This is a genomic window from Ruegeria sp. CDSA034 (genome assembly GCF_059612275.1).
This window is the reverse complement of record NZ_JBXWQH010000010.1, coordinates 100,794-120,192: the sequence shown is the minus strand read 5'-3', so window position 1 is coordinate 120,192 and position 19,399 is coordinate 100,794. Positions and strand designations below refer to the sequence as shown.

15 protein-coding genes are annotated in these 19,399 nt (G+C 55.9%); 4 read left to right on the top strand and 11 right to left on the bottom strand.

Annotation, left to right across the window (positions count from 1 at the left end; all coding sequences use genetic code 11):
• Positions 1-2 precede the first annotated feature (2 nt).
• Both AC2FLJ_RS16195 and AC2FLJ_RS16190 read left to right on the top strand, forming a co-directional pair.
• Positions 3-812, top strand: a complete 810-nt coding sequence (locus tag AC2FLJ_RS16195) for an ABC transporter permease (RefSeq protein WP_282120977.1) — start codon at positions 3-5, stop codon at positions 810-812.
• 19 nt (positions 813-831) lie between these two features.
• On the top strand, positions 832-1,869 hold the full coding sequence (locus tag AC2FLJ_RS16190; RefSeq protein ID WP_282120978.1) for an extracellular solute-binding protein: 1,038 nt from the start codon (positions 832-834) through the stop codon (positions 1,867-1,869).
• 76 nt (positions 1,870-1,945) lie between these two features.
• Here AC2FLJ_RS16190 and argE read toward each other — a convergent pair whose 3' ends face one another.
• The 7 genes from argE to AC2FLJ_RS16155 all read right to left on the bottom strand — a co-directional run bounded on the left by argE (position 1,946) and on the right by AC2FLJ_RS16155 (position 9,303).
• The gene (gene argE, locus AC2FLJ_RS16185) at positions 1,946-3,094 is read right to left on the bottom strand and encodes an acetylornithine deacetylase (protein ID WP_282120979.1); all 1,149 of its coding nucleotides are present in this window, start codon (positions 3,092-3,094) and stop codon (positions 1,946-1,948) included.
• 141 nt (positions 3,095-3,235) lie between these two features.
• Positions 3,236-4,174, bottom strand: a complete 939-nt coding sequence (locus AC2FLJ_RS16180) for a LysR substrate-binding domain-containing protein (RefSeq protein ID WP_108862429.1) — start codon at positions 4,172-4,174, stop codon at positions 3,236-3,238.
• A gap of 25 nt (positions 4,175-4,199) precedes the next feature.
• A complete protein-coding gene (locus tag AC2FLJ_RS16175; protein WP_496699054.1) occupies positions 4,200-5,696 on the bottom strand; it encodes an aldehyde dehydrogenase in 1,497 nt (498 codons plus the stop codon).
• A gap of 17 nt (positions 5,697-5,713) precedes the next feature.
• On the bottom strand, positions 5,714-6,388 hold the full coding sequence (locus tag AC2FLJ_RS16170; protein ID WP_282153277.1) for a DUF1028 domain-containing protein: 675 nt from the start codon (positions 6,386-6,388) through the stop codon (positions 5,714-5,716).
• An 84-nt stretch (positions 6,389-6,472) separates the two neighbouring features.
• Positions 6,473-6,889 (bottom strand): RidA family protein, encoded by a 417-nt coding sequence (locus tag AC2FLJ_RS16165; protein ID WP_108862432.1) that lies wholly within the window; start codon positions 6,887-6,889, stop codon positions 6,473-6,475.
• A 17-nt stretch (positions 6,890-6,906) separates the two neighbouring features.
• Positions 6,907-8,187, bottom strand: a complete 1,281-nt coding sequence (locus AC2FLJ_RS16160) for a flavin-containing monooxygenase (protein ID WP_282153278.1) — start codon at positions 8,185-8,187, stop codon at positions 6,907-6,909.
• 303 nt (positions 8,188-8,490) lie between these two features.
• Positions 8,491-9,303, bottom strand: a complete 813-nt coding sequence (locus AC2FLJ_RS16155; protein ID WP_282170383.1) for a helix-turn-helix transcriptional regulator — start codon at positions 9,301-9,303, stop codon at positions 8,491-8,493.
• 155 nt (positions 9,304-9,458) lie between these two features.
• Here AC2FLJ_RS16155 and AC2FLJ_RS16150 point away from each other — a divergent pair, with 155 nt between their 5' ends.
• The gene (locus AC2FLJ_RS16150; protein ID WP_496706741.1) at positions 9,459-10,811 is read left to right on the top strand and encodes an aminotransferase class III-fold pyridoxal phosphate-dependent enzyme; all 1,353 of its coding nucleotides are present in this window, start codon (positions 9,459-9,461) and stop codon (positions 10,809-10,811) included.
• A 64-nt stretch (positions 10,812-10,875) separates the two neighbouring features.
• Positions 10,876-12,945 carry an oxidoreductase gene (locus AC2FLJ_RS16145; protein ID WP_496706740.1) on the top strand — a complete coding sequence of 690 codons (2,070 nt, stop codon included), beginning with the start codon at positions 10,876-10,878 and terminating at the stop codon, positions 12,943-12,945.
• 510 nt (positions 12,946-13,455) lie between these two features.
• On the opposite strand, the gene AC2FLJ_RS16140 is transcribed toward AC2FLJ_RS16145, so the two are convergent.
• The 4 genes from AC2FLJ_RS16140 to AC2FLJ_RS16125 are packed head-to-tail and all read right to left on the bottom strand — an operon-like array spanning position 13,456 to position 19,396.
• A complete protein-coding gene (locus AC2FLJ_RS16140) occupies positions 13,456-15,111 on the bottom strand; it encodes a sulfatase-like hydrolase/transferase (protein WP_496706739.1) in 1,656 nt (551 codons plus the stop codon).
• Complete coding sequence (locus AC2FLJ_RS16135) at positions 15,108-16,343, bottom strand: Tm-1-like ATP-binding domain-containing protein (RefSeq protein ID WP_496699064.1); 1,236 nt, start codon at positions 16,341-16,343, stop codon at positions 15,108-15,110. Before AC2FLJ_RS16135 ends, AC2FLJ_RS16140 begins: the two co-directional genes overlap by 4 nt.
• A gap of 28 nt (positions 16,344-16,371) precedes the next feature.
• Positions 16,372-17,856 carry an aldehyde dehydrogenase gene (locus AC2FLJ_RS16130; protein WP_496706738.1) on the bottom strand — a complete coding sequence of 495 codons (1,485 nt, stop codon included), beginning with the start codon at positions 17,854-17,856 and terminating at the stop codon, positions 16,372-16,374.
• A gap of 7 nt (positions 17,857-17,863) precedes the next feature.
• On the bottom strand, positions 17,864-19,396 hold the full coding sequence (locus AC2FLJ_RS16125; protein ID WP_496706737.1) for a tripartite tricarboxylate transporter permease: 1,533 nt from the start codon (positions 19,394-19,396) through the stop codon (positions 17,864-17,866).
• Between the last annotated feature and the right edge of the window lie 3 nt (positions 19,397-19,399).

Here is a 19,399-nt window from a genome sequence, read left to right as displayed (position 1 = left end):
CAATGGCAAGCAAGCAATTCGACATCAAGTCATATCCCGGTTTCAAGGGTATTACACTGCTGTGTCTGGTCATCCTTTATGCGCCGCTGGTCGTGGTCACGATCTACAGCTTCAACGCGTCGCAATCACTGACCAACTGGGAAGGTGTATCGCTGCGCTGGTATGCAGATGTGTTTACCGGCCCAGAAAGCGGCAAGTTCAAAACGGCAGCGAAGAACAGCTTTATCATCGCCATCATCGCGGCAACTACGGCGACGACCATCGCGACCCTGGCGGCAACGGGGATGGTGCGCGGGGGTAAGTTCCGTTTTCGCACTGTGTCTTTCGGGTTGATCAGCCTGCCGCTGATGGTGCCGGAAATCGTGCTGGCGGTAGCGACCCTGATCTTCTTCAATTCGATCGGTTTCGAACGCGGGCTCCTGACGATCCTGCTGGCCCATATCGCGTTCTGCATTCCCTTTGCCTACCTGCCGATCTCAGCCCGCATGCAGGGGATCGAAGACAGCTATGAACAAGCGGCACTGGATCTCTATGCCACGAAACGGCAGGCATTCACCAAAATCCTTTTGCCATTGATGATGCCCGGCATCATTTCGGGCTTCCTGCTGGCGTTCATCGTCAGCCTGGATGATTTCATCATCACCAATTTCGTGAAGGGTGCGGGCGTCGAAACGCTTCCTACCGCGATCTTTGGCTCGGTCAAGCAGGGGATCAAACCGAATATCATGGCGATTTCGACCATGTTGCTGAGTGTGTCCATCGTCATGGTCACGATCAGCTATTTCGTCAGCAAGTCTGACAACACAAAATAACCAACAGATGGAGAGTCACATGAAACATATGATGAAAAGCGGCGTCGCTGCTCTTGCCTTGGCCATTGGCGCAAATGCCGCAGCAGCCGAGGGCGAACTGGTTCTGTACCACTGGTTCGAATACATCCCGCAAGAGCTGCTGGATAAGTTCACCGAAGAAACCGGCATCACTGTCACCATGGACACATACGACTCGAACGAGTCCATGTTGGCTTCGCTCAAGGCTGGTGGCATCGGCACTTATGACGTTTCTGTGCCTGGTGATTACATGGTCTCGATCATGGCGGGTGAAGGCATGCTGGACACGATCGCCGATGGTGAGCTGAAGAACAAAGGCAACATCGCCCCCGATTGGGCCGATCCCAGCTTTGACCCCGACCGCCAATCTTCGATTCCGTATCAGTGGGGCTCGACCAGCTTTGCAGTTAACCGCGATGCTTATGACGGGGACATTCAAACCACCGACATATTGTTCAACCCGCCGGCTGAATTGCAGGGTCGCATCAACATGCTGGACAGTCAGGGCGAAGTGATGGCCATGGCCGCGTTGCACATGGGCATTCCGCAGTGCTCCACAGATCGTGAACAGCTGAAGGCGCTGAACGCCATGCTGCAAGAAGCCAAACAGCATTGGGCCTCGTTCAACTCAGACACCGCGAAAGAGGTACTGGTTTCGGGCGATGCGGCTGTAGGTCAAATCTATGACGGTTTCTCTGCCAAGGCGCGCGAAGAAGGCGCCAACGTCGAATACGCCTATCCGACACAAGGTTACATTGCGTGGATGGATAACGTGGTTCTGCTGAAAGATGCGCCCAACCGCGGCAACGCGCTGATCTTCATGGATTTCCTGCTGGAACCTGAGAACATCGCTGCCGTGACCAACTTCGCGCAATACAACGCGGGCGTGAACGGGGTGGAAAGCTTTCTGGACCCAGCGCTGGCAGCGCAGCCTGAAAAGAATCCACATGCCAATGCCGGACCGGGTGTCTTTATCGAAGTTTGCGATGAGGAAACTCAGGCGGTGTACGACCAAATCTGGACCAATCTGAAGAAGTAATTCAGGTCACATACTTATCTTGAATGCCCCTGGTTTCCGCCGGGGGCATTTTGGTTTGTGGCAAACCCCTTGTTGTTCACCGCCTGATATCTTCGAGGATGCGATCCATCATTGCGTCGCAAGCGTTCAGTTGACTGATCTCCAGGTACTCATCCGGTTTGTGGCCCTGACGTTCCATTGATCCGGGCCCGCAAACAACAGTCGGCACGCCCAGTTCGCTGAAGAACCCGGCCTCTGTACCGAAGGCCACCTTTGTGGTGACGTTGCTTTGCGCCAGTTTCTGCGCATAGGCAATGACGCCTTCGGTCTGGGCGACCTCCAGTCCGGGATAGGCGTTATACTGTTCAACCTCGATACGCGCCTCGGGACACAGGTCCTGATACTGTGCACCGACCCTGATGGCCGCCTCCAGAATTTGTGACAAGATGTCTTTGCCATGATCCGAGGCGACATGACGGTATTCAAATGTCAGTTCAGCGCGATCCGGCACAATATTCAACGCCTTGCCGCCAGACATCATGCCCACATGGAACGTGGTGTAGGGCACCGAATAGGCCGGGTCGCTGTTGCCGCTTTTGGCATAGGTTTCTTGCAACGCGCGCAATTCACCTACAAAATCAGTTGCCAGGTGCAGCGCGTTGACGAATTTCGGGGCCAGAGCTGAATGCCCGCTTTGGCCGTGGCAGACGGCACGTAGCGCGGCTTTTCCTTTGTGGCCGACGGCCACCTGCATCTCGGTCGGTTCACCCACAAAACAGGCGCGTGGCTGGCCCAGCATAGGGGCGAGCCGGTCCAGCATGTGCTGGATGCCGACACAGCCGACCTCTTCATCATAAGAAAGCGCGATCTTGAGAGGTTCGCGCAGATCAGCCCCGGCGGCACGATCCGCCAGCGCCATGACAGAAGCCACGTACCCCTTCATATCCGTGGTGCCACGCCCATAGACGCGATTGCCTTCACGGGTCAGGCGGAATGGGTCCTTGGTCCAACTTTGGCCTTCGACCGGGACAACATCAGTATGCGCGGATAGTAGTACGCCATCACCCGCAGGTCCTTTCTCGGCATAAAGCCCGGTCTTGTCGCCACCAGGGTCGGTGATGCGGTGAACGGTGAATCCGCGCGCCTCCAAAAACTCTTCGACATAAGCGGCAAGCTCAAGGTTCGAGTTTTTGCTGACCGTATCGAAGCCAACAAGCCTGTCGAGAATATCCAGGGTAGAGGTCATAGGATTGAACCTGTTTTTTGGTTTGACAGCCGCTTTGGTCTTGGCTGTGAGAGGGTCATTCTCTCCAAGCCTATACGACGGGCAAAATACTTAAATCTGGGAATGGCGAAGCAGAGGTTAGGAGATCTCTAAGTCACGCAATCACCCTTCGTCCTGCGCAAAAAGACCAGGAAGCGATCCTGAATCTACGGCATGAGCACAATGATCAATGAATGCTCTTGATGTGTTTGTTTCATTCTCGGCCCGCGCGCGCAGCAAGCCAAGACGCATTGGGCGCATTTCCCCGGCCAAGGGCACAAAGATCAGCTTTTTGCCATCCGGCGACAAAACGTTGAGGGGGCGGATATTGGCAATCGAAAAACCGAACCCGTTCGCCACCAAAGATCGCATGACCGACATATCTGCGGTGCGCTCCGCGATATTCGGTTTGATATTGGCTTCGCGGAAAAAGGACAGAAAATACTCACCACTAAATGGCAGGTCCAGCAAGACCATTGGGCTGTCCTGCAGGTCGGGGATCGTCAGCTCGCTGCGATTTGCCAGCGGATGACCTTCGCTCAGAACGACATAAGGTGGCAGTTCATGGAGTGGCCGGAATTCGAGATCGGCGGGAATGTCCAGATCGTAAGTCAGGGCGATGTCCAGTTCAGCCCGGCGCAACTGGCTGAAAATAACGGCCTGATTCAGTTCACGCTGTTCGATACGTACATCGGGATAGGTGTCCTCGAAGTCGCGTCGCAACCCCGGTAGAACAATCTGAGCAAATGTAACCAGACACCCGACGGACAGGATACCCTGTACCTTCCCGGTGATTTCCCCGGCCAGTGTGGCCAGCAACTCGGCCTCGCGCAGAACGAACTCGGTACGTTCCATGATTTTGTGCCCGGCCTTGGTCAGCGACAGACCACGCGCGTGTTCGCGCACAAAAAGGGCGACGCCGAATTCCACTTCCAACTGGGTGATCGCCGCCGAGATCGACGGCGACGAGACGTTCAGCTTGTCGCTGGCGGCTGCGATGCTGCCTGCCTTTCCGACGGCCACAAAATACTCAAGCTGTCGCAGCGTGTATCTGAAAGGCAAAGGCGCATCTCCGCGGTCTTGCGGATCAAGCCTTGTACTTGATCCAAGTCGTTTTCAAAGCAGTATACTTTTCAAGCGAGTGCAATGACAAATCGCGCCCAAACCCTGACTGTTTCATGCCTCCAAACGGCGTCATTGCAGACAGCGCGTCTACCGTATTCACCGAAACGGTCCCTGCCATCAGCTTGTCTGACACCCGGCAAGCGCGGGACAGGTTATCGGTCCAGACTGACGCTGCCAGTCCATAGACCGAGTCATTGGCCATCGTCACGGCCTGGTCTTCGGTGTCGAAGGGAATGACTGACAGGACGGGGCCGAAGATCTCATCGCGCGCCAGCGGGTTGTCATGGTCTACGTCGTCGAAGATGGTCGGTTGGACAAAGCAGCCCTTGCCATCCAATGTGATCCGTTCGCCCCCAGTCACAAGGTTGGCGGTTTTCTTGCCTTCCTCGACAAAGCGCATGATCCCCTGTGTCTGCTTTTCATCAACGATGGCACCCATTTTCGACGCCGGGTCCAGCGGGTCACCGGGTTGCATCGCCTGCGCACGGGCGATCAGCTTTTCGACAAACGCATCCTTGACCGAGCGTTCCACGTATAGCCGCGAATTGGCCGAGCAGACCTCGCCCTGATTGAAGAAGATGCCAAAGGCGGCCATGTCAGCGGCCGAGTCCAGATCCTCGCAATCGGCAAAGATCAGATTGGGGCTTTTGCCACCTGTTTCCGGCCAGACCTGTTTCAGATTCGACTCGCCCGAATACTGCATGAACATCTTGCCGATTGCGGTCGACCCGGTGAAGGCAAGGCAGTCCACATCCATATGCAGACCCAGCGCTTTGCCCGCAGTCACGCCAAAGCCAGGCACGACGTTGAATACACCATCCGGAACGCCAGCCTCAGCCGCCAGTTCCGCCAGTCTCAGCGCTGACAGGGGCGACTGTTCGGCCGGTTTCAGCACAACCGAGTTGCCGGCCGCAAGCGCCGCGGCGGCTTTCCATGTGGCCATGTCCAGCGGGAAGTTCCACGGTGTCACTGCTCCGATCACGCCCAGAGGAACACGTTTGACTAGCGCCAAATCGCCAGGCCCGGTTGGGGCGACTTCGTCATAGACCTTGTCGATAGTCTCGGCATACCACTGGAAGAAATGCGCCGAACCGGGGGCATCGATAGTGGCAGCATCCGTCACTAATTTGCCCATGTCGAGACTGTCCAGTAGCGCCATCTCTTCCAGATTGTCGCGGATCAGGTCGACCAGTTTCAGCATCACCGCCTTGCGGTCACCGGGGGCCATGCGCGACCAGCGGCCATCCTCGAATGCGGCGCGGCCTGCGGCGACGGCACGGTTGATGTCTTCCTCATCGCATTCGGCAACCTGAGTCAGCACTGCGCCTGTGGCGGGATTTATGCTATCAAAGGTCTTGCCCGATGTGGCATCGACAAACTTGCCGTCAATGAAAGCCTGCCCACGAAATGACAGACCGGCGGCGCGACTTTTCCAATCTTCGTGCGTATAATCCAACATGATGTCTCTCTCGCTGATTATTCGTCGCCGGGTACGCCATAAGAAGGCGCTTCTCTCGGGTCGAGCGCGCGCTGAATATAGGCGTCCAGCTGCGGTTTATAGATGTCCCAGGCGGTTGCGATGGCCTCAATCGGGCAACCCTCGGTCCAGTCGCATCGTAGGTCGGCTACCGGCCAGCTGACCTTGTCGACGATCTTCATGCCTGCTGAATGTACCGGACCGGCCTCGCCCCCCGCGTCCAGACCGGCGCGCATGGCTGCGATCAGGCGGTCTCCGATATGACCCGAGGCCGACAGAAACCCGTCGACGATGGCCTGCGGGACGCCGTCGTTGTCCAGAAGATTGCCACCCGAGGCGACGTTTTCGGCCTGCGCTTGTGTCCAGATGCCAAGGCTGTTGGGACCGGAATGGATCGCCGTGCGTCCAGCGGTGTCCACGGCCAGAACCTGACGGTACTCAATGAATTTCATGCGGGCCGTCATCTCGGCGATGGCCTCAGGCGCGGTTTTACCTTGTTCCATCAGATCCAGCGTCAGCGGGCCAAGGCTGGGGTCGGTTACGTTCTGCGATGCGACAGCACCGACACTGGCGCGGGCAAACGAACAGCGGGCGGCCACGGCGGGTGAAGACGACGAAATCGCCAACCCGAACATGCCGGTATCGGCACAACGGGCGACCAGTGAAAAAGTCATATAGACCTCCTTAACGACAAAGACCGGGCTGCGCGGGGTGAGAGCGTAAGTGCGCAGCCCGGTATCCTCAAATGATCGGCAAGATCAGTCGGGAATGACTGCGGTGCCGTCAATCTCAACCAACCAGTCCGGGCGTGCGAGTGCCTGAACCACCAGCCCCGTCGAGCAAGGGTAGACCCCTTTGATATACTCGCCCATGGTGCGATAGACGGCCTCGCGGTGGCGGACATCAGTGATGTAGACGACGACCTTGACCAGATGTTCCATTGAACCGCCGGCCTCTTCGATCAGCTGCTTGATGTTCTGCATGACCTTGTGGGTCTGCTCGACCGGATCGTGGCTGTCGATATTGACCGCATCATCCAGGTTCTGCGGGCACTGGCCACGCAGGTAGACGGTTTTTCCACCTTGCGTGACGACGGCCTGACACAGGTCGTTATCGAGGTTCTGCTCGGGGTAGGTTTCTTTGGTGTTGAATTTGCGAATGCGAATGTGCGCCATTTCGGTGTCCTGTTGTCTTATTCTGCGGCTGCTGGGGCGATGATTGCCGCCTGACCATCGTAATCGGCATAGGCGCGCTGGATCGCAATCTGATCGGCTATGTATTTCGCATCGTGCCAAACGCCCCAAATGAAGGTGGAGCCACGACGTGACTGCCAAGGCAGGCCAAGGAAGTATATGTCAGGTTCGACCGAAACGCCGCGCTGGTGGATCGGCGCGCCTTTGGCGTCAAATGCGTCCGCCTTGATCCAACTGAAATCCTGACGGAAGCCCGTGGCCCAGATGATCGTGGAAATACCCTTTTTGGCAAAATCGACTGACCCAAGCGGATTGGTCAAACAGTCCGGGTCTTCAAAGGGTTCGCGCGCCTCAGACTCTTCCGGCAGATCAATTCCGGTGCGTTCCACATAGGCGTCAGCAAGATCAAGCATCTCTAGATAATTGGCGTCGCCTGCGGCTACGTTGCGCTGTAGATCATCCGCGAAGCTGAGAACGCCGTTCTCGAAGTTTTTGGTCATACCAGTAAGGGTGACCCCCTCATTTCCAAGCCGGCGGAAATCCATCGTATGCCCACCATGGGCCCCGCTAACTGAGATGGTGACATGCTCGGTTCCGGGTTTTTGCGCAGCGATATCCCAAAGTCCCAGCACGCCCAGCCACCAGACATTGTCGCGACCGCGGTATCGGCGAGGCGGGCGGTCATGCGGACCAACCGACAAAAAGACCTTGCGGCCTGCGCGGTTCAACTCGTCCGCGATCTGCGCGCCGGACGACCCGGCACCGACCACCATCACGGCACCTTCTGGCAGTTGGTCGGGGTTCTTGTAGTAGAAGGAGTGGATTTGCTCGACACCAGCCGTTGCCGGCACGATCGGCGGAATGACCGGTTGCTGGAACGCGCCCGTGGCGGCCACAATGCGTTTGGCATGAATCTCGCCGGCAGAGGTTTCAACCTTGAAGCCTCCTTCACCCGGCAGACGTTCTGCTTTCAGCGCCTCTACACCTTCGCGAATGGGGGCTTTGACCATTTCGGCGTATTCGACAAGATATTTGGCAACCCGGTCCTTAGGCACGAACGCATCGGGGTCGTCGCCGTTGAACTGCAGGCTGGGAAAACGGTCATGCCAGGCCGGGCCATTGGCAACCAATGCGTCCCAACGACCGGTACGCCATGCTTCTGCAGTGCGGTTCTTTTCCAGAATGATGTGGGGCACATAGTTGTTTGCCAAGTGCTCGCTCAGCGCGATACCAGCCTGTCCGCCGCCAACAACCAGCGTATCCGTTTTCTCAATGGACATGTGTCGGTTCCCTATAACTGCATCTCGAATTGACCCTGAGAGGTCATTGCCATCGCTCATTACATGCCGGTCTTGGAGGACGAGCGATCACAATGGACCGAACGCCTTGCACTTTCAGAATTCGGACATCAGCACCTAACCGGTGAGCTAGCCGATACCTGGGTAACGGCCGCTTTGGATTGCCGCATTCTGTGCCACTCCAGCACGCTATGCACGTTTCCAGGTTAAGGTTTCACAAGTTCGAAACAGGTGAAATAACTGTCTAACTTACTCTTAATTAGGCTTTGGCTAACTTGTCGGGTTTTATGTTGAGCTCCCAGGCAGTTGCCTATTCTCCGACAGATAAGGCGCGATCAGGTAATACAGTTCCCCCTGCGAAGAGATCTGGCATTTCCGGTAAAGTTGCTTGCGCAAGACCTTTACGGTCTGGGGGCTAATGCCAAGTGTCAGGCCAATAGAAATCGACGAATGTCCTTGCAGGATCAACAGCGCCACCTGGGCCTGTCTTGGGCTTAGGCTGATGTCCTGCTCGGCGGACATGCGCCGGCGCAGTTGTTCAACGGTATCTTCCGGCTCACCTTCAATCGGGGGCTTGATGTCTGGCCAGTTCATTCTGACCAGCGCACTAACCACTGGCGCGATGTGTTTAGCCGCGCTGTAGTCTCTGGACGAGAACCGCGATGCGGTGGTTGCGTCCCTGCCGATACAGACTGTGATTGAACTGATCGGGGTAAGGCAGGCGAAATAAGCAAGCTCATCTGTCAGCGTTGTGTTGGCGTAGTAGGATTTGAAGTACTCGTTGCGCTGAAACTGATCAGGGGCGACATCGGTTAAACGATAAAGACCGTCTGCAGCGCGGCTTTGATGTAGGCCAAAGAACGGATCCAGCAGATAGGCTCCTTTGACATAGTGGCTGTCGATGCGCTCGAAAACGCGACTGTCGCGAGCGTGGGTCATCAGAACCTGGGGCGCACGATCCTTAAAAAAGGCGATGATCGCGAAGTTATCGAATGAGCATGTCGCATCCAGCCAACGGTGCAATGCATCACCGAAGCGTTCTGATCCGATTGCCATAATTGCGGTCGACAAGGCGTCTGGTGCCGAAATTTGTGACATATTCGGGTACCCCCCTGGGGGTATATACCCCCTGAAATCGCCAAAGTAACGTAAATACTCAATTTAGGTGGTATGTATCCGCCGGCGCGATCATGGCCCGAACAAGGGACGCGCCGGATCAGCAGAACTGCTACAGGAAAACAAAGGGGTTGATCATGGCTAAAGATACGCTCGACATTCTTTCGCAGGATAAGCACCTGATTCAGTCTTTCGCCGATCTGGACGCGCTAAAGAAGCAGGGCGCTCGCACCGTCATATCGCGGGCAAAGGGCGCCTACGTTTATGACAGCGACGGAACAGAGCTGATCGACGGAATTGGCGGTTTATGGTGCGTCAATATCGGCCATGGCAATGACGAGATGATTGCCGCGATCTCGGATCAGTTGAAAACACTGGACTATTACTCGACCTTCTACAACTTTACACACCCGGCAGCGGCGGCGCTGGCCGAGAAGATCGCTCAGCTTGCGCCGGGTCATCTGAATTCGGTCTATTTCAGCAATTCCGGTTCGGTCGCAAATGACAGCGCCATTCGGATGCTGCACCATTATAATATCCGCAAGGGAAAGCCAGAAAAGAAGCTGATTCTATCGCGGCACGGCGCCTATCACGGATCGACTCATCTGGCGATGGCGATGACCACACCTGGCTATTCCGAAGGTTGGCACGCGGCCAGCGAACTCGTGCATCACCTGCGCTCACCCCACTACTGGCGCGAATGCGGCGAGATGACCGAGGGTGAGTTCCTTAACGATCTGATCGACGATCTGACCGCCAGTATTGAGCGGATTGGCGCAGAAAACATTTGTGCGTTCATCGCCGAGCCGATCCAGGGCGCAGGCGGTGTTGTGACCGCACCTAAAGGTTATCACAAGCGCGCGTGGGAGGTCTGTAAGGCCAACGATATCAAATACGTCGCCGATGAGGTCGTCACCGCCTTTGGCCGTCTTGGGCACTTTTTTGCCTCGGAAGATGTGTTCGACATGGTGCCAGACATCATCACCACGGCCAAGGGCTTGACCTCAGGCTATCAACCGCTTTCGGCCACGATCGTCTCGGATGATATTCACGAAGTGATCTCGGGGCCCGACGGTATGTTCCTGCATGGCATGACCTATTCGGGCCACCCTGCGGCTGCGGCGGCAGGTCTGACCAACATCGCGATTATGGAGCGCGAGCAGATCCCGCAGCGGGTGCAATCAACCGGTGCACGGTTCGAATCCAACCTGCGCGGTCTGACCGACATCGAAATGGTCGGCGAAGTGCGTGGTAGCCATTTCATGATGGGGATCGAATTCGTCAAAAACCGCGCCAGCAAGGAAAGTTATCCGGATGAGGCGCAAGTGGGGCTGAAAGTAGCCCAAGCCTGCCAGAAACGCGGCCTGATCGCACGCCCCTTGGGAAACGTGCTGATCTTGTCCCCGACATTGATCATGGACGAGCCCATGATTGATCGCATCGAAGCCATCCTGCGCGACTCCATCACAGAAGTTGCCACCGGTCTTTAGATCTTGATTTACTGGGACTGACGGCCCTCCGTGAACCCTATCAGCCAGCCTTAAGGAGCCAGCCATGCGCGATCCACGCTATGATATTCTGTTCGAGCCGATGCAGATCGGCCCTCTGACCGCCAAGAACCGGTTCTATCAAGTTCCCCATTGTAACGGCGGCGGATATCGTGATCCCTCGGCGGCGGCTGCGATGCGTGGGATCAAGGCTGAAGGCGGCTGGGGTGTGATCTTCACCGAGCAGTGCGAGATGCACCACACGTCTGAGATCACACCCTTTATCGAGCTGCGTCTGTGGGAGGACAAGGACATCCCGCAACTGCGCAAGATGTCGGAACGGATGAAAACACATGGCGCTTTGGCGGGCATTCAGCTGGCATATTCCGGCATCAACGGGCCGAACCTCTATACCAAAGAAGTGCCGCTGGCCCCTTCTGCCCTTCCCATTCGGACTTTCACAAACGACCCGGTTCAAGCCCGCGCACTGGACAAGCAGGACATCAAAGACCTGCGCCGTTGGTTCGTGAACGCTGCCAAACGATCGAAAAACGCAGGATTTGACTTGATCTGTCTCTATGGTGCGCACGGGTTTGGCATCTTCCAACACTTCCTCAGCCGTGCCACCAACCAGCGCAGCGACGAATATGGCGGCAGTCTGGAGAACCGCGCCCGTTTCAGTCAGGAAGTCATCGCCGACATGCGCGACGCGGTCGGCGATACGATGGCGATCACGCTGCGGGTCAGCCTGGATGAAACCATCGGTGAGCTTGGCTTTTCGAACGCCGAGGTGCGTGACTATATTGAAATGAACAAGGACCTGCCGGATCTTTGGGATTTGGCGCAAGGAACTTGGGAAGACTGTTCTGGCCCTTCACGTTTCAAGGAAGAGGCCACGCAGGAAGAACTGGTGCGTGGTATTCACGATCTGACCGACAAGCCTATTGTCGGCGTGGGCCGGTTCACTTCACCCGATGTAATGGCCAAGATGGTCAAGTCCGGTACGCTGGATTTCATCGGCTGCGCCCGTCCATCTATCGCCGACCCGTTCCTGCCCAAAAAGATCGAAGAAGGCCGGATAGAGGACATCCGCGAATGCATCGGCTGCAACATCTGCATCACGGGTGACATGACCATGTCGATCAGTCGTTGCACCCAGAACCCGACCTTCATGGAGGAATGGCGCAAGGGCTGGCACCCCGAGAAGATGAACGAAAAAGGTGATAGCTCGAACGTGCTGATCGTGGGCTCGGGCCCTGCGGGGCTTGAGGCCGCGTGGGCGCTGTGTCGCCGCGGCTACGACGTTGCCGTGGCCGAGGCCCGCGACGTTATCGGAGGCCGTGTAGCGCGCGAACGTCTGTTGCCGGGCCTATCGGCCTGGGGTCGGGTAGTGGACTATCGTGACTATCAACTCAGCCAGCGCCCAAACGTGGAAATCTATCGCGAAAGCGAGCTAGATGCTGAAAGCATTCTGGAGTTCGGCTTCGAAAACATCTGTATCGCCACAGGAGCGACATGGCGCAACGATGGTGTCTCGCGTCAGCACGTTGTGCCGATGCCAATTGCTGAAGGCGCCAGGGTCTATACCCCGGACGATCTGATGGATGGCACAATCCCATCCGGCCGAGTGGTGGTGTACGACGACGACCACTATTATATGGGTGGTGTTCTTGCCGAACTGTTGGCCAAGAACGGCGCGCAAGTGACGCTGGTTACACCATCGGCTTATGTCAGTGACTGGACCAACAACACGTTGGAACAGATCGCCATTCATCCAAGGCTGGTCGACGCGGGGGGCGAGATCGTGCTCAACCAAGGCGTCACTGAAATCCACCCGGATCATGTGGTCTCAAACTGTGTCTACACCGATCGCACTTGGAAGATCGAGGCAGATGCTGTTGTGATGGTTGCATCCCGTCTGGAAAACAACGGCGTATTCAATGATCTGAAGGCACGCGAAGCGGACTGGGCAGATGCAGGCATCAAGTCGGTCAAACTGATCGGCGACGCCAACGCACCGGCTCCGATCGCTTGGGCAACCTATGCCGGTCACCGCTATGCACGGGAACTCGATGGTAAAGGTATTGGTGACGCTTTGCCCTTCCGCCGTGAAATTACAGAACTTGCGGTAGACTAATATATTTGTGGGGTTTTGGCGGCGAAGTGCGAACTTTGCCGCCTTATGCGCCTGAATGTCATTTGACATCCGTGGAACACCAACAGACGCAACAAATCCGTTACAAAGAAAATACTCTTTCTCAACTCAACGGCGAATTGCTTTCATTTGCTTACGAACTCAAAACGGTGTGAACATCCGCGTTAGGTCCGAAATTGATAGTGTAATGCACGCGCAGCGAAAGTCAGCGTTTCCGCAAAATCCCGACAATTCCGTCCGATAGACGTCGGTATGAACTACGGTTCGTTCTTTTTGAAATAACTACGGGTCATACCACCATTTATCTGAAGAAGTTGATTAGCCTGGTGCTGATTAACTTTGTTCCCGGATCCAGGCCGTTTTCTCTCATTTTTCGTTGTTGTTGTTTGTGTTGTTGCCTTGAAGGTAGTTGAATGGGGTCATCGCAACTGCTTAAACAACTTTGCGACAGATCCGCAAAAGACCCACAACATGACGAAACCCCTGCATGACTTACCGACGCTTGATCGTTTTCTCTATTACGTCGTAGGGCAATTCACGCTCATCAAAAACACCGATAAAAATACCGACATCAGCCGCACTACCGTCTCGCTTCTTCAGCAACGTTTCATTTGAAACTGTTGTACGTTGCGATGGACGGCGCGCCCATTCTGACAAGCGCTTCATGAACATGTTGATCACCTCGGCATGGCCCAAGTCGGCACCGAGATCATTCAACTCTTTAGGGTCGTTTTTCAGGTCGAACAATAACGGGCGAAACCCACCATCGGCAAAGATGAATTTCCAATCCTTGTCCGCCAGCATGAACAGGCGTGCTTGTTTGGGGTCAAGGCCCAGAGCCGCGGCTTCGGGCGTGGCAGAATAATCATATTCGCTAACCACAAACTCGCGCCATGCCTTGGGGTTTTGGCCATACAGTAACGGCAGTAGCGAGCGGCCTTCGATAACGTGATCCGGGACATCGCTACCTGCCAGATCAACAAATGTTGCCGCCAGATCAATACTTTCGACCAGTGCGCTACAAACAGTGCCGCGTGTTGCGTCTGCTTCTGGTGACGGGTCATAGATGATCAGTGGAACGCGCACCGACGGATCATGGAAGAGATCCTTTTCACCCATCCAATGATCACCGAGGTAGTCCCCATGGTCGGAGGTCACGACGATCATCGTGTCTTCCATGTGGCCACTCTCTTCTAGCCAATTGAATAGGCGACCCATCTGATCATCAGCCTGTTTGATCAGCCCCATATAGGCGGGTATCACCTTTTCACGCACACCCGGCTTGCTAAAGGTTTGACCGATTTCGTTCTGCATGAATTGTTCATAGACAGGGTGAGGATTATGTAACTCGCCATCCGAGCGAACCACCGGCAAAACATCCTCTGCCGTGTACATGTCATGATACGGCGCTGGAACAATGTAAGGCCAGTGCGGCTTGATATAGGACAGGTGGCACATCCATGGCCCAGCCGAATTGGCATCCTGCGTTTGAATAAATTCAATCGCCTGTCCCGTTAGCCACGGCGTTTCGCTATCTTCTTCCTTAATGTTTGCAGGCTTATCAGCGTGCCGCATAAACCAACCCGAAGCGACACCACCATCTTCATCAACCCCAGCATTGGCATTGTGCTGCCAGGGGTTTTCAGCCTCATACCCCTGCCCTTTCAGATACTCATTATAAGGCGAACGTCTTTTGTCATAAAAGCCTTGCGGCCCCTCACCCCATAAGCCGTCATCACGGAGGAAGACATCAAAACCACACTCCGCGACACGTGCTCCGATAACGCCATCGCGCGAAATGCCCAGGCGATCCATCCCTGCCTGATCCACGCTCATATGCGTCTTTCCGATCAACCAACTATCCATCCCACGTTCGCGCAGATGATCGCCCAGAGTGACCTCTCCAACCTTGAGCGGAAAATTATTCCAGGCAGCGCCGTGACTGTGTACGTAACGCCCTGTGTAAAAGCTCATTCTTGAGGCCCCGCAGATGGGCGATTGAACATAACAATGGGAAAACCGCACTCCCTTGGCAGCAAGCGCATCCAAATGGGGGGTGTTCAAACTCGGATGTCCGGTGCAGCTCAGGTAGTCGTACCGAAGCTGATCGAACATGATAAACAGGATGTTTTTGGCTTTTCTGGTCATGTCGCCTTAACCACCCCGTCATTCATCCATTTGTCGAACTGTTTGAGTACCGCTTCGCAGAAGGCGTCGTCATTGATATGGGCGTCAATTTCCGTAGTTGATGCAACCGCTGGCATCACGTTGCGAGCCTCGTCAACCATTTCGGCAAGCGCTTCCCGGTCATGCGCTTCCTGACCTTCGCGATCCCATTCCTCAACACCGCCGGTGGGCAGGAAAAAATGGGTTGGGCCGGTGGCTTGTTTCAGACGATCGGCCATTTCCCGAATAGCGGCCCGTCGCTCTTTTGCATTGAACACCGCACTTTTGATCAGGCGATTATGTTCGTGGAACAGACGGTCGGCATATTGGTCGGGAATGTCCTGCCAACCGGCAAAATCCAAAAGATCCAGCGCGCCTGGGGCCACCATTTGCGGCACGCCCGCGCGTCCGGCATTTGTCAGCCGGTCACGCCCCGAGGACACCAGCGAACCTGCGAGCATGTTGGCAAATTCCTGCATGCAGAAATCCATTACACAACAGAACGCGCCCTCACCCGCAAGCTTCTCAAATGCCATACCGCCCATGCCCGTTGAATGGAACACGGCCACTTCGTATCCCCGTTCTTCCAAAGCAGGTTTCAAAGTTTTCATATAACGCAGGCAGGATGAGCCCAACGAAGTCATCCCGATCATCGGGCGATCGCGCTGAGGGCGTTGAACCGCGCGGGCTGCGCCTAAAACAGCACCTGCGGCCTGGCTTAGCGATGAGCGGCAAACCGAGTTCATACCATAAAGCCCGCCAGCCCAAAGGATCATCTGAATATCCGGTGCCAAACGGTGTGGCGGAATCAGCGGTGAAAAACTGACGGTGGAGACAATGTATTTCGGCACACCCATTGGCAAAGCTTGCGCGCAATCCAGCGCCAGATCGGTGCCCATCGTGCCACCAGTTGCGAGCATCCCATCAAATTTGCCCTCGGCGTAGACCTGCGCAACAAGCGTTGCTGCGCCCCGCGACATCACGCGAAAAGCCTTGTTTTCGTCACCGAGCGCGATCACCTCATCTATAGTCATACCACCGGCCGCGGCCACATCATGTTTGGAAATGTCCGTGGGCGTGGTTGGATCCCCAAGAACCGAGACATCCATGGTCAGCACGTTGCCACCCTGCGCCGTGATGCACTCTTCGATGTAGCGCATCTCGGGGTCTTTGGTGTCATAGGTGCCGATCAACAAGATAGTCTTTTCGCCCATGGTAATCTTCTCCTTGCAGGCTATCGTCTTACAGCTGAATCCAGGCTGTTTTTAGATCGAAGTACTTTTCCATTGCATGCATAGACTTGTCGTGGCCGTTGCCCGACTGCTTTACTCCGCCCAAAGGCACAGTGGCGTCCGCACCGCCATAAGTGTTGACGTGAACAACACCAGAGCGGATGCCCGCCACCATGCGATGTGCACGGCTCAGATTTGCAGTCCACACGCCCGAAGCCAATCCATAAACGCTGTCATTTGCCAGGCGCAGTGCCTCATCTTCGTCTCTGAACGGTGTCACGGCCAAAACCGGACCAAAGACCTCATTGCGGAACAGATTGTCGGTGGGTTTGACCCCGTTCATTACAGTGGGTGCCATAAAATAACCGCCCGTTTCCGTCAGAATTCGGTCACCGCCGGCACGGCGCTCAGCACCTTCCGCTTCGGCTTGGGCGACGAAATCCAGATTGCTTTCCAATTCCGGCAATGAGTGCACTGCCCCGATCTGTGTGTTCAAATTCAGCGGGTCGCCGACGCGGAAGGCCTGCGCGTGTTTAACGATCTCGGCGACGAAGTCTTCGTGAATATCCTCCTGCACCAGCAAGCGCGATCCCGCGACGCAAATCTGACCTGAATTTCGGAAAATACCTGCGGCGGAGACCTTGGCCGCCTGCGCGAGATCCGGGGCGTCGTTGAACACGATGTTGGGGGACTTTCCGCCAAGCTCCAAGTAGCAGCGTTTCAAGTTCGAGCGCGCGGAATATTCCAGAAGCCGCCGCCCTGTCGCACCCGAGCCGGTAAAAACCATGATGTCGACATCCATCGACAGGGCCAGTGTTTCACCAACCACGCTGCCTTTGCCTGTGACAACGTTCAGGACACCGTCCGGCACACCTGCCTCAAGCGCCAATTCGGCTAATCGCAAAAGTGATAGCGAGGCCGATTCCGCAGGTTTCAACACCACCGAGTTGCCCGCCGCCAGCGCCGGCGCGATCTTCCACGCACCGATCATCATCGGCATGTTCCACGGCACAATCGCCCCGACAACGCCGACAGGCGCGTGATGCACGAGACCCAGCACATTTTCAGCTGTGGGCGCAATCTGACCATAGATCTTGTCTATGGCCTCGCCATAATAGCGGAACGTGCCCGCAGCCGACATCGGCTCGGCCTTCATGGCCATGTTTATCTCAGTGCCGTTGTCCCGCACGCCCAGAACGGCCAGTTCCAAAGCGTGTTCTTCAATCAGATCGGCCAGTTTCAACAACACCTTCTTGCGTACAGAAGGTGCAGCCCGCGACCAGCGTCCGTCTTCAAACGCCGTGCGGGCCGCCGCAATAGCCCGCTCCATATCCGCGGGGGTGCCCTCGGCAATTTGAGTTAGAACCTGACCGTCAATTGGAGAAATGACATCCAGTTGCCCTCCTGCCGCTGCGGCCTCGTGACGCCCATCAATTAGAAGGCTCCGTGGCGGTACGGGCTGACCACGTAGCGCATCGATGGCAAGTTGATCCATAGGTCGCTTATCCTTGCTGGTTCGGATTATCGGAATCCACGGGTTGCATCGTAGGTTCCGGCCGCAGTTTGTTTTTGAATTCGAAATACAGCGTTCGGCAGTGCAGGATCAGGATAAGAACGATCAGGCCAAACAGAACGGCCGCGATGGGCCGGTCGATGAAGTCGAGCGGCGTTTTGACCCGTGCCATTGCGCTGCGCAGCTTGGTTTCCATAATCCCGCCAAGAACCATGCCCAAAATGATTGGAACAATCGGCAGGTCCAGCCGTTTTAGGATCAGCCCAAAAACCCCGAACCCGGCAGCAATGGCACAATCTGTGATCGAGTTGCGCAGGCTATAGACCCCCACGAATGCCAAAATCAGGATCATGACACCAAGGAACCGGGTCGGGATCTTGATAATCTTCAGCAGCAGGTTCGTCGAAAACAACAAGAACACAAGAACGATCACGTTAAGCAGGATCAGCGCCATATACAGGGCCAATACGAAATCCATCTGGTTTTCGAACAGCTGCGGTCCGGGGATCACGTTGTGGACATAAAACACGGACAGCATCATCGCCGTCAGCGCCTCGCCAGGAATACCCAGAGCCAGCAGAGGAATCATCGCAGCGCCTGGAACGGCGTTGTTCGCCGCCTCGGACGCTACAAGTCCCTCGGGTGAGCCATCACCAAACTTTTCTGGGTTTTTTGACGTCTTTTGAGCATAGGTGTAGGATAAAAATTGCGATGTAAACTCGCCCGTACCCGGCACCATGCCCATGAAAACGCCGATACTTGAGGACACGGTGGCAACGCGTTTCACGCCCAGAAGTTCTTTGAGACCGGCAAAGATATTGCCACTTACATGGGTGTCGCCTGGCGCGTGGTTCTTTTCCAATAGCAGCAGAAATGCCTGGCTAATCGCAAACAGACCCAGCACGACCACAATGAGATCAATGCCGGAAGCCAGCCAACTTTGATCGAAGGTGAACCGGCGGGTGTACTTCACGGGCTCCAGCCCCACCGAATTCAGGAAAATGCCGAAGGCCGCCAGCATACCAGCGGCAAAAATCTGGCCCCGGTGGGCCAGCACAACCAGAATGATGCCCAATAGCGCAGCCAGGAAAATCTCGCGGCTGCCGAAATGTGGGGCGACAAGGGCCAGAACCGGTGACAACACCATCAGACAGATGATCGCAAACACGCCCCCGAAGAATGAGGCCGAATACGCCAGAGACAGCGCACGGTGGCCCTGCCCCCGTTTGGTCATGGGATATCCGTCATAAGTGGTCAGCGCGTTCACCGCTGTGCCGGGGGTGTTGATCAGGATCGCGGGAATGGCTCCGCCATACATGGACGAGCCGTAGATACCCAATAACAGGGTTAGTCCTACGATGGGCTCGAACGCAAAGGTGGCAGGTAACAGGATTGCGATGGCCACTGCCGCACCTACGCCGGGCAATGCACCGATGATGACACCGCCGATCGAACCGATCAGCAGGGCGACGATTACCTGCCATTGTAGCAGGATTGAAATACCGGAAAGAAGCGTTTCCATAGT